This is a genomic window from Flavobacterium sp. KACC 22758, from assembly GCF_028736135.1.
GTDB classification, from domain to species: domain Bacteria; phylum Bacteroidota; class Bacteroidia; order Flavobacteriales; family Flavobacteriaceae; genus Flavobacterium; species Flavobacterium johnsoniae.
Map to the genome: position 1 here is coordinate 4,622,425 of NZ_CP117878.1, position 11,912 is coordinate 4,634,336.

Genomic DNA, 11,912 nt, shown 5'->3' on the forward strand with positions numbered 1-11,912 from the left:
TTTAATTCAGTTTTGATGCAAAAGTAAATTCGTAGCTTGGCAGTAAATCAGGGTGAAAAATTTTGATATAATCTTTTAAAACTAAATCCGGACGACTTGGCGCTAATTCATAATAAACCGTTCCTCCTGTCGCTCCCAGTTTTCCTTCAAAACTATATACATTTTTATTTTTAAAAGCATCAAATTCTCCATAATGCGGATTTGCCTTTTGCAGTTCATCCAGACTTTTAAACGAGCCCGAAGCAATCCATATATTCGCCGTTTTTGCTTTATCCAGAACTTTTTCAAAAGATAAACCTTCACTTCCTGTTCCTTTTAAATCTGCCCATAAATAATTAGCATGAGCATCTTTCATAAACTCAGCAACCCAGCTGTTTCCTTTGGCAACGTACCAAACATCTTCATACATAGATCCGTATAAAACGGTAGAGTTTACTGCTTTTTCTGCTGCCAGTTTTTTTGCCTGCTCGTAACTCTGAACAATTTTATCAAACAATTCTTTTGCTTTTTCTTCTTTACCAAACAAAGCTCCATAAAGTTTGATCCACTCTGCTTTTCCAAGTGGAGACTGTTCCATCCAGTCGCCCTGAATTAAAATATTCAATCCGCTTTTCTTTAAGTTATCAAGCATTGGGTTGTTATTATCAACACCAAAAGTCACAATTAAATCTGGCGATAATTCTATTAACTGTTCAATATTTAACTTTTCATTCTGTCCAACGTTTTTCACAGAACCTTTATCAATTAAAGCTCTGGTTTTTTCAGACGAAATATAATCAGTATGCGGAAAACCAACGAGCTTGTTTTCTACTTCCAGCATTTCTAAAAAAGGAATATTAGTGGTTGAAGTTACTACAACAGATTCTAACGGAACCTGAATTGCAGTATAAGCCTGTAAACTATCCGGAACTTTTGCTTCTTTTTCTTTTAAAACATATTTGAAGTCCTTATTCGCATTAGGCCAGGGATTTGAAACCGTAACTACTGAATAATCGTCATATTTTACGATCGAAAGTCCAGATGCATATTCGATACTGTTTTTTGCAGCATCTGTTTTTGCTACTTCGCTCGTTTCGTTCTTCTTACATCCGAAGAGGATAAAAAAAGAAGAAATAAAAATCAATTTAGGGAATAAATGTCTCATATTTTACGTTTTCGAAAGGAACAAAGGTAAAGCATTTTATATTTTTTTTACTTACCTTTATTCTTACAAAAACAACAAATTGTATCTTTACATTTATGAATACCACAAAAATTAAAATTTGCTCAAGCTGCGAATCAGAATTCAGCTGTGGAGATATTTCGGTTGAAAGTAAATGCTGGTGTAATGACTACCCACCTATTTTCAATCTTTCTGAAGGAGCGGACTGTTTATGTCCTGTTTGCTTTAAAGAAGCCTGTGAAGACAAAATCGATGCTTATATCGAGACTATTACTCCTAAAAATGCCCTTAAAAATAAAGCCATATCTTTACCCCAAACAACTAAACTAATTGAGGGAATTGACTATTATATTGAAAATGGCAACATGGTTTTTAAAACCTGGTATCATCTAAAACGCGGTACTTGCTGTGGAAACAATTGCAGGCATTGCCCTTATTAAAAATTATGAGTGTTGAGTTACAAGTTTAAAACTTCGCATAACAAAACTCATAACTTATAATTCATAACTCATAACTAAAACAAAAATGATTTACCTAATTACCGGCGGCGAACGATCAGGAAAGAGCACTTATGCACAAAATCTGGCATTACAGCTTTCTGATTATCCTATGTATGTGGCAACGGCCAGAAAATGGGATTCAGATTTTCAAAACCGAATCAATCGTCATCAACAGGAAAGAGACGAACGCTGGACAAATATTGAAAAAGAAAAATATGTCAGCGAAATTGATTTTTCAGATAAAGTCGCTTTAATTGACTGTGTAACGCTTTGGCTTACCAATTTCTTCGTAGACAATAAAAATAATGTTGAATCAAGTTTAGAAGAAGCAAAAAAAGAATTTCTATCGATAGCAAATCAAGAAAATGCAACGTTGATTATTGTGACCAACGAAATTGGAATGGGTGTTCACGCTGCTACCGAAATTGGCAGAAAATTTACAGAACTGCAAGGCTGGATGAATCAGTTTCTGGCTTCAAAAGCAGATGAGGTAGTTTTAATGGTTTCCGGAATTCCGGTTAAGATAAAAGGTTAACCATCGCAAAAATCAATTTCAATTGCAAAAACCAATAAACAAATTCTAAACTTTTAAATTCCAAATTCCAATATCGCGGAGTATCTTTACATAAAGAGTAAAATTGATATTGAATTTTGTTATTGATATTGATTTTTGAAATTGAAAAATTATGAGCCATTTAGACGATATATTAAAATCACGCCGCGACACCCGCCATTTTACTACCGATGAGGTTCCTGATGAAGTCATTCAAAAAGCTTTACAGGCCGGACATTGGGCGCCATCTGTTGGACTGACCGATGCGACACGTTATTATATCATTAAATCGGATGCTGTTAAAAGTGCGATCAAGAATCTATTTTTAGATTATAATAAAAAAGCAGAAGAGCTTACTGATAATCCGAAACAGAAAGAACTTTACAAATCGCTAAAACTCGAAGCTATAGAAGAAGCGCCAATTGGACTTATTATTGCTTACGATCGCTCGGTTTTAAATCAGTTTACGATTGGAACCATTGGCAGTAATGAGGCTGTGAAGTTCAGTTCAGTTTGTGCTGCGCAGAATATTTGGCTTTCACTAACAGAACAAGGTTACGGAATGGGCTGGGTTTCAATTTTAAATTATTTCCAGTTTAAAAAAATTCTTGATTTACCCGAAAATATAGAACCGCTTGGTTATTTCTGCATTGGAAAACCTGCCACAAATTACGGCAATCAGCCCATGTTACAGCAATTACACTGGAAACAAAAATCTGAAACTGCAGATTGCAAAGAAATCAATGAAATTCATCAAATCAATATTTCAGATTTCGATTTAAAAAAAGAAAACAAAGCAGATCCTAAAACTGATTTCGCTGCACTTTTACAAGAAAAAATAGATTCAAAAACCAAACCTCTTGGTTCACTTGGGACATTAGAAACTTTGGCTTTTCAAATGGCATCTGTTTTTGAAACTTTAAATCCGAAAATTATAAACCCTAATGTTGTTGTTTTTGCAGCAGATCACGGAATTGCCAATCATGGCGTAAGTGATTATCCGCAAGATGTAACGCGCCAAATGGTGAATAATTTTCTGGATGGCGGTGCTGCAATAAATGTTTTCTGCAAGCAGAATAATATCGAATTATCGATTGTAGATTCGGGCGTAAATTATGATTTTCCAACAAATGCTAAATTAATTAATGCCAAAATAGCCAAAGGCACACAATCTTTTCTTCACGCTTCGGCAATGAGCAAAACTGAACTTCAATTGTGTTTTGAAAAAGGAAAATCTATTGTAGAAAATATAGCCAAAACGGGTTCTAACTGTATTGGTTTTGGTGAAATGGGAATTGGAAATACTTCTACAGCTTCTGTCTTAATGAGTCTTTTAATGGGTTTCCCTATCGAAGAATGCGTTGGAAAAGGAACGGGAATTAACAACCAAAAACTGCTCGAAAAACAAAATATTCTAAAAAAAGCAATGGAAAATTATTCTGGTGAAGCCGAATTAAAACAACAACTTGCTTATTTTGGAGGTTTTGAAATTATGCAGATGGCAGGCGGCATGTTGACAGCTTTTGAGAACAAAATGCTGATTCTTGTTGATGGTTTTATTTGCAGTGTGGCTTTTTTAATTGCTTTTAAAATAAATCCCAACCTAAAAAAAAATGCCATTTTTTGTCATTGTTCTGCCGAAAAAGCACATTTAAAACTGCTGGAATATCTTGAAGCAAAACCCATTTTAAATTTAGATCTGCGTCTGGGAGAAGGAACCGGCTGTGCAGTTGCTTTTCCTATTTTAAAATCGGCAGAAGCTTTTTTGAATGAAATGGCTAGTTTTGAAAGCGCGGGAATAAGTAAGAAATAACTTTCTATTTTTAATTCAGAGTTTATACCTTTGAATTAATAAGTTGAAATTATTTTAAAAAATATGCATGCCTTTTACTAAAGTTTATATTCATTGTGTTTGGAGTACAAAAAATAGATTCCCATTTTTAAATTCGACTGATCTTCGCCAAAAAGTTTGGTATCATATAAAGGAAAATGCATTAAAAAAAGAAATATATCTTGAATATATTAGTGGTTATTCTGATCATTGTCATTGTTTAATTTCGTTGGGAAATAATCAAACCATTCAGAAAACAATACAATTATTAAAAGGTGAATCTTCATATTGGATTAATAAAAATCAATTAACTAAAGAAAAATTTGAATGGCAGGATGAATATTTTGCAGTATCAGTATCAGAATCTGTAGTTGACAAGGTTAGAAATTATATTAAAAATCAAGAGAATCATCATAAAAAGAAAACATTTCAAGAAGAATATGATGAATTTATAACGAAATTTGGTTTTAAGCATCCTTAGAAATTTGGCTAAAGCCCAGAAAATGCTAATTCTTTTTTACCTCCAGATAAATCTGGAGGCAATTAATTTTATACATTAGTTTTTATTTTTTGAATATTCTACCGTCAAAAAGAGTATTGGCAATAAATAAAATCAATTGACAACATCTTTAGATGTTGGAACAAAATAAGTGCCTGTAAAAAGGGCTTTAGCCAAACAATCATAATCTAAATGAAAAAAGAACTACATATTTTTTTTACTTGTTTAATGTTCTACACCAGAATTCCATGTCCAAAAAACATCGATCATAATCCTGATTATTTAAATAAAGCCACACGATATTTCCCTTTTATTGGCTGGATAGTAGGCACAATTTCATTTCTGGCTTTTTATCTTTTCTCATTATTTCTTTCAACAGAAACAGCAGTGATTTTTTCAATTATTATTTCGGTTTTAACTACCGGTGCTTTTCACGAAGACGGATTTGCAGATGTCTGCGACGGATTTGGCGGAGGATGGACTAAAGAAAAAATCCTCACAATTATGAAAGACAGCGCCATTGGTGCTTATGGAGCAATTGGTTTGGTTTTGCTTTTTCTGGTAAAATTTAAACTGCTTTCAGAATCCATTTCACTTTTTACTCACAGCATTTTTCTGGTTTTCCTTTTATTTATTTCTGCACATTCTTTAAGTCGTTTAGCAGCGATAAGTATTATTTTTACACATGAATATTCTCGCGATGATGCTTCGAGTAAAAGTAAACCAATAGCAAAAAACCACAGCTGGAGAGAAGTTTTGGGTTCATCTTTCTTCGGATTAATTCCGTTATTAGCACTCTCCTATTTCAATTATAAAACTCTTTTAGTAGTAATTCCGGTTTTTATTACCCGATATTTTCTGGCTCGCTATTTTCAAAAATGGATTGACGGCTACACAGGCGATTGTCTTGGCGCCACACAGCAGGTTTGTGAAGTTGTATATTATTTAAGTATTCTTTTCATATGGAAATTTATCTAGTTCGTCACACCGAAACGATCTGCGAAAAAGGAATTTGCTACGGACAATCGGATGTTGATATTGCTGCGCCTTTTGCCGAAATATTTGATAGAATTATATCTGAATTGCCATCTCAAGCTCTAATTTTTTCAAGCCCGTTAAAACGTTGTTCTATTCTGGCAAAACATATTCAAAAAAATACAAACGCTATTTCTTATCAGGAAGATGACCGCTTAAAAGAAATGAATTTTGGTGACTGGGAATTAAAACCCTGGGATGAGATTCCGCCAGAAGAGTTAAATCCTTGGATGGAAGATTTTGTAAATATTCCCGTTTCAAATGGAGAATCATTTACAGAATTACATTCAAGAGTTGGCAGCTTTTTAGCTGAGCAGATTTCAGACCTTAAACACCCTGTAATTATTGTAGCTCATGCGGGTATCATACGAAGCATTTTGTGCCATCAAACTTCACTGCCTTTAAAAGAGGCTTTTCAAAACAAAGTTGATTTTGGGGAAGTCATAAGAATTGAACTATAATCTGGCTATTTGTTTGATTATTTGATTATAAAAACAACACATATTTGAATTATCAGTATTTTTAACTTTATATTTGCACAAAATTAAGGTTGTGTTTTGATTAGCACATTAAAAAGGGAATCAAGTAAAATCTTGAGCTGTACCCGCAACTGTAAGCTTAGTTCTAAAAAAGAATGATTGTTGTAAACTGCAAAACCACTGCTCGCTACCGCGAATGGGAAGGTAAACAACAAGACGCAAGCCAGGAGACCTGCCTTTGTAACAAATATCGAGCTCTCGGGAAAAAGAGTGTAGAAATTATGACTTTAAGAATACGTTTTGCTTTTTTTCTTTTGATGTTGTGCCAATTTATATGGGCGCAGAGCGATTCTATTAAATTAAAAGAAGTTGTAGTTTCTGATGCTAATCTTAAGAAATACTCTACTTCACAGTCTGTTCAGGTTTTAAACGATTCAATTCTCGACAGAAACCAGCCTTCTTTAACCTCTCTTTTAAATTTTAATACTGTTATTTATTTCAAAGAAAATGGACTCGGAATGACTTCTGCCCCATCTTTTAGAGGAACAACAGGCGCACAGACCGCTGTTATCTGGAATGGTATAAATATAAATTCACAATTTTTAGGTCAGGCCGATTTTAATACTATTGGAACGAGAGATTTTAATTCTATAACAGTAAAAGCCGGAGGTGGAAGTGTTTTGTACGGAAGCAGCGCTATTGGCGGAAGCATTCACCTTAACAATGATTTACTTTTTAAAAACGAATTTTCTAATCATGTTTTTTTCAGCGCTGGAAGTTACAATACATACAGCGCAAATTACCGCACTATAGTTTCATCAGATAAATACAGCTTACAGGTCAGTATTTCAAGAAACAGTTCTGATAATGATTTTAAATATCCTGGCAATTCAGACGAAAGAAACATTAATGGCCAATATTATAACACAAGTATGAATACTACTTTTGGTTATAAAATCAATGCTAATAATACTTTAAAAGCTTACAGCCAGTTTTACGATTCAGAACGTCACTTTTCTTTAACATCACCAAATGCCTCAAAAACAAAATACAACGATTTTAATACTCGTAATTTATTAGAATGGGAAAGTCAGCTGGGGCGTTTTACATCTAAACTCCGAGCTGCACATATTGGCGAATCTTATAAATATTTTCCAAGTATTACCTCCAATAATTTTACTTACGGAAAAGTTGAAACTTCTATCATAAAATACGATTTAGCTTTTGATGTAAATGATAAAATCAAATTAAACTCAATTGTAGACTACAGCCGAAACAAAGGATACGGTTCGAGTATTGATAATGTAAAAAGAGAAGTCGGTACAGCCAGTCTGCTTTTGCATCATTTGTTAACTGAAAAATGGGATTATAACGCCAGCATTCGTCAGGAAATTACAGACAACTACGGTAATCCTTTTCTTTTTTCATTTGGAACAAAATATGATTTCACCAGTTTTTACCGTTTGAAATTCAATGCTTCAAAGAATTTTAGAATGCCTACCTATAATGATTTGTTTTGGGAAGGAAGCGGTAATCCTAATTTAAAACCCGAAACCTCTTATCAGGCAGAAATTGGCAATGAATTCTTTAGAAAAAACTTTACTTTATCGATCACTGCTTATTATAATTCTATTAAAGATTTACTGCGCTGGGTTCCGGCTGAAGGAGGCGGTGATATATGGACGCCTGAAAACACAGATAAAGTGAGAGCCTATGGGGCAGAAGTTCTTGTAGAATGGAAACCAAAATTTGGGCAAAATAATTTCACAATCAACGGCACGTACGCTTATACAGTTTCAGAAAGCCGGCAGCTAATTAAAAACGAATTAATCTACAAACAGTTAATTTATGTTCCTTATCATAAATTAACAGGCTCTGTGGCTTACAACTGGAAAAAGCTGTCTTCTTACTTTCAATACCTCTATAATGGAGAAGTTTACACTACTCCTTTTAATAATCGTGCATCAAGAATTAAAGATTATGATGTTGGGAATATTGGTGTCGATTATGATTTTGGAGCAAAAAACAGTTACAAAATTGGATTTCAGGTTTTAAACCTGTGGAACGAAAATTATCAACCCGTAACAAACAGACAAATGCCGGGTAGAAATTATACTATATACATAAACCTTAATTTTTAAATTTCATGAAAAAATTTAACAAACTATTTTTAACTGTGCTTATAAGTTCGGCATTTTTTGTGTCTTGCAGCAACGATGATGACAATAACGATGAGCCGCGCGGCGATTATGAGAATGGAATTTTTATTGTTAATGAAGGTAATTTTGGAAAAACCAACGGAACTATTTCTTATTTATCAGATGATTTGAGTATCGAAAACAATGTTTTTTCTTTAGTTAATCCTGGTAAAATTACTGGAGATACTCCTTTATTTATTGGTTTTAAAGATGATGCAGCTTATATAGTGGTAAACGGATCAAATAAAATTGAAGTGGTTAACAGATACACTTTTAAAAGCATTGCTACCGTTACAGCTAATTTAAACAATCCAAGATTTATTGCATTTGCAAACGGAAAAGGATATGTAACAAACTGGGGTGAAGGAAGCGATCCTGCTGATGATTATGTAGCAGTTTTAGATCTTACTACTAATACAGTTACTTCTTCAATTTCAGTAGTTGAAGGTCCGGAAAAAATCATCGAAAATGATGGTAAACTTTATGTAGCACACAAAGGCGGCTGGGGACAAGGAAATTCATTAACAGTTATCAACTCTGCTACAAATACGGTTGTTACAAATTTTGTAGTGGGAGATGTTCCAAGCGACTTAGTAAAAGACAACGGAACTTTATATATTTTATGTAACGGAAAACCATTCTATGCAGATGTTGAAACTGCGGGAAAAATTGTAAAAGTGAATTTAAGTACTAATACTGTATCATCAACATTAGATTTTACAGGTATAACACATCCGGGATTCTTAGATATCGAAGACAGCAAAGTATATTATACTATTGGAAACAATATTTATTCTATGGCCGCTAATGCGACATCTTTACCAGCAACAGCGTTATTTAAAGCTGCTGATGTTACAAATCTTTACGGTTTTGCAGTCGAAGACAATAAAATTTATGCAGCCGATGCTATAAACAACCAAGATCCTGGAGAAGCATACATTTATTCACTTACAGGAACAAAAAACAAATCATTTACAGTAGGAATATCTCCAAATGGTTTTTACTTTAACGATTAATTCATTTTTGAATTTATGGTTTAAAAAAGGCTTTCATTTCTGAAAGCCTTTTTTTTATTTTAAAGTTTTTATAAACTCTCCGGCATTACCGTCTATGTACATTTCGTTTCGTAATCCGTTGATTTTTTTAGAATCACTTATATAAGGTAAAACTAAACCGTGATCATTCTGCACTTTTTTAGCTGCTGCTCCCGTAATTTTAGAAATTGCCATATTTAACAACGGTTCAGCAGTATCTCCTAAAACTCCATAACTGCGTAAATATTCTAGCTGAACATACGTAGGAACTAAACCTTGTGTATAATCTCCAAAATCTGATGCATTTGAGATTTTAAATACCAAAGGCTGCATTGCATATTTATGGTTTGGATTCACGTTTCTTTTAGTGAAAGTAGGCGAATCATAAAGTGTAACCGATCCAACATTTTTACCTGTAGTCGTTTCTCCAATCTGAACTACATTAATATAAGGTTTTAGTCCATTTATAATCAATTCACTTGCCGATGCTGTACTAGAAGTTGTTAAAATATAAACTGTCGATAAATTTAAACTGTTTACCGGAGTGCCATCAATATCTTTTACAAATCGTTCATTTAAAACTTCCAGATCATCAGCAGTCATACCTGCCATTTGTTTGAAATTATATTGTCTTTTCGAAAATATTTTTCCTTCAAACTGCCCTGTAATCATACTTGCCAAACGTGTAGAAGTGCGTACAGAACCTCCTCCGTTATATCTTAAATCCAAAACTAAATCTGTTGCCCCTTCATTTTTAAATCCCTGAAAAGCCTGATTTAATTTGCTGTCATATTCAGCATAAAATCCATTGTACATTAAATAAGCAATTTTATGCCCGCCGGTATTGATTACTTTGTTTATTAAAATTGGATTTTCTTCTAAAACAGTTTTAGTCAATGCAACTGATTTTCCATTTAAAACAAAAGCTGTTCCATTGTAATCTGCAAAATCTAAAGTATAACTATCCGGGTCAACTAATAATGATTTATAATTTGAAACCGTCAGTTTTGTTCCGTTTACACTCGTAAAGAAATCTCCTCTTTTGATGGCTTTTGAAGATGCATCAGAATTGGGAATAATGTAACGAACATATCCCACAACATCATTTGAACCTTCTGCAACTCTGGTAAGCCTGAAATCAACTCCGTTATTTTTTGTAATACCTCCTAATTCCTGCTCTAAAACAGTATAATCTGAAACGATCCAGCTGAAACGATCAATCGCATTACTTGGATATTTACTGACTGGTTTATTTAATAAATCCTGAAATAAGTCTTCAGGATTTGAATATCCTTCTAAATAAGAATTTAATTCTTCCTGAGAACTGAAACGATCATCTGCTAAATTAGCTACATCACCCTGCCACAAATAAAGCTCGTTTAAGCCTTTCCACACAAAATCATTCACTTGCAATTGAGCAGGAGTTCTCACATCGTCCTCATCCTCACAAGATTGCAAAAAGAATGATAACAGACACAAAAACAGTATCGATTTTAAAATTGGTTTCATAAAAGTAGGTTTCGGTATTGTATTAACGTAAAAATACTACCTTTAGTTTTAAGTATTATTCTTTTTTGCAAAAAAAATTACATTTATGTTGTAACAAATATAATTGTGCCTCGTCTTCACTATATAAGCTAACGAATAACCTTTTAATTTATGAACCAGAATGTGTTTATAGAATTAGTTAATCCTTTCAAAGACAAAGTGTTTCGTCTGGCAAAAAGATTGCTTACCAGTACCGAAGAAGCTGAAGACGCAACTCAGGAAGTAATGGTAAAATTATGGAACAAAAAAGAGAATCTTGACGCTTACAATAATGTTGAAGCTTTGGCGATGACCATGACAAAAAATTATTGTTTAGATCAGTTAAAATCGAAAAGAGCAGGAAATCTTCAAATTGTACATAACAATTTTACAGATCGGGAACCGCAATTAGACCGAAAACTGGAGGATGCAGATAGTTTAGAATGGGTTGGAAAAATTATAAGCCAGCTGCCGGAACAGCTTCAAATATTAATTCAGCTGCGGGATGTTGAACAATATGAATTTGAAGAAATTGCGAAAATTGTCAATATGAACGAAACCGCAATAAGGGTAGCACTTTCGAGAGCAAGAAAAAAAATAAGAGAATCAATGGTAAATGCACACAGTTATGGAATTAGATAAAATAGAAAATATATTAGAAAAATACTTTCAGGGAGAAACTACTATTGCCGAAGAAAATCAATTAAAAGAATATTTTTCTTCACCAGATGTTGCGCAGCATTTGGAGCAGTACAAACCTATTTTTGGTTATTTCTCTCAGGTAAAACAACAAAAATCAACGCAGGAAATACCACTAAAAACTAAGAGACGAAATGTGGCGTGGCTATCAATTGCAGCATCAATTGTTGTTTTACTAGGAATTGGAACCTATTTGTTCATGAGCCAAGAAAATACAGCTCCGGTTGTGGCGCAGTCAGAATTAGGAACCTACGATGATCCGGAAGAAGCTTTAAAAGCTACGCAAAAAGCTTTATCCCTATTATCGAGCAATGTTAATGTAGGTATTGAAAGTGTACAATACATTAACGAATATGAACAATCAAAAAACAGAATTTTTAAACAGTAAATTAAAA

At 33.5% G+C, this 11,912-nt stretch carries 12 protein-coding genes and 1 riboswitch; of the genes, 10 read left to right on the forward strand and 2 right to left on the reverse strand.

Annotation, left to right across the window (positions count from 1 at the left end; translation table 11 throughout):
- Nucleotide 1: 1 nt before the first annotated feature.
- Nucleotides 2-1,144 (reverse strand): ABC transporter substrate-binding protein, encoded by a 1,143-nt coding sequence (locus PQ462_RS19460; protein WP_274251234.1) that lies wholly within the window; start codon nt 1,142-1,144, stop codon nt 2-4.
- A gap of 95 nt (nt 1,145-1,239) precedes the next feature.
- Between PQ462_RS19460 and PQ462_RS19465 the strand changes: the two genes are divergently transcribed.
- From PQ462_RS19465 to PQ462_RS19500, 8 genes are all read left to right on the forward strand, one after another.
- The gene (locus tag PQ462_RS19465; RefSeq protein WP_011921602.1) at nt 1,240-1,602 is read left to right on the forward strand and encodes a DUF5522 domain-containing protein; all 363 of its coding nucleotides are present in this window, start codon (nt 1,240-1,242) and stop codon (nt 1,600-1,602) included.
- 85 nt (nt 1,603-1,687) lie between these two features.
- Nucleotides 1,688-2,197: a bifunctional adenosylcobinamide kinase/adenosylcobinamide-phosphate guanylyltransferase gene (gene cobU / locus PQ462_RS19470; protein WP_274251235.1), complete on the forward strand. Its 510-nt coding sequence runs from the start codon at nt 1,688-1,690 to the stop codon at nt 2,195-2,197.
- Between the two features lie 151 nt (nt 2,198-2,348).
- Nucleotides 2,349-4,028, forward strand: coding sequence for a nicotinate-nucleotide--dimethylbenzimidazole phosphoribosyltransferase (cobT, locus tag PQ462_RS19475; RefSeq protein ID WP_274251236.1), 1,680 nt, complete (start codon nt 2,349-2,351; stop codon nt 4,026-4,028).
- A 67-nt stretch (nt 4,029-4,095) separates the two neighbouring features.
- Complete coding sequence (gene tnpA / locus PQ462_RS19480; RefSeq protein ID WP_274251237.1) at nt 4,096-4,527, forward strand: IS200/IS605 family transposase; 432 nt, start codon at nt 4,096-4,098, stop codon at nt 4,525-4,527.
- Nucleotides 4,528-4,737: 210 nt separating this feature from the next.
- Entirely contained in the window at nt 4,738-5,523 is a 786-nt protein-coding gene (locus tag PQ462_RS19485) for an adenosylcobinamide-GDP ribazoletransferase (RefSeq protein ID WP_274251238.1), read from the forward strand.
- On the forward strand, nt 5,508-6,041 hold the full coding sequence (gene cobC / locus PQ462_RS19490) for an alpha-ribazole phosphatase (RefSeq protein ID WP_274251239.1): 534 nt from the start codon (nt 5,508-5,510) through the stop codon (nt 6,039-6,041). The genes PQ462_RS19485 and cobC overlap by 16 nt, the downstream gene beginning before the upstream one ends.
- Before the next feature lie 69 nt (nt 6,042-6,110).
- A riboswitch (cobalamin riboswitch) is annotated at nt 6,111-6,313 on the forward strand.
- 27 nt (nt 6,314-6,340) lie between these two features.
- Nucleotides 6,341-8,200, forward strand: coding sequence for a TonB-dependent receptor plug domain-containing protein (locus tag PQ462_RS19495; RefSeq protein WP_274251240.1), 1,860 nt, complete (start codon nt 6,341-6,343; stop codon nt 8,198-8,200).
- Nucleotides 8,201-8,205: 5 nt separating this feature from the next.
- Nucleotides 8,206-9,273, forward strand: a complete 1,068-nt coding sequence (locus tag PQ462_RS19500; RefSeq protein ID WP_274251241.1) for a YncE family protein — start codon at nt 8,206-8,208, stop codon at nt 9,271-9,273.
- 54 nt (nt 9,274-9,327) lie between these two features.
- Here PQ462_RS19500 and PQ462_RS19505 read toward each other — a convergent pair whose 3' ends face one another.
- The gene (locus PQ462_RS19505) at nt 9,328-10,800 is read right to left on the reverse strand and encodes a S41 family peptidase (protein ID WP_274251242.1); all 1,473 of its coding nucleotides are present in this window, start codon (nt 10,798-10,800) and stop codon (nt 9,328-9,330) included.
- A 150-nt stretch (nt 10,801-10,950) separates the two neighbouring features.
- Here PQ462_RS19505 and PQ462_RS19510 point away from each other — a divergent pair, with 150 nt between their 5' ends.
- Nucleotides 10,951-11,460: an RNA polymerase sigma factor gene (locus PQ462_RS19510; protein WP_011921612.1), complete on the forward strand. Its 510-nt coding sequence runs from the start codon at nt 10,951-10,953 to the stop codon at nt 11,458-11,460.
- Nucleotides 11,447-11,905 carry a hypothetical protein gene (locus PQ462_RS19515; protein ID WP_274251243.1) on the forward strand — a complete coding sequence of 153 codons (459 nt, stop codon included), beginning with the start codon at nt 11,447-11,449 and terminating at the stop codon, nt 11,903-11,905. Before PQ462_RS19510 ends, PQ462_RS19515 begins: the two co-directional genes overlap by 14 nt.
- The last annotated feature ends 7 nt before the right edge of the window (nt 11,906-11,912 follow it).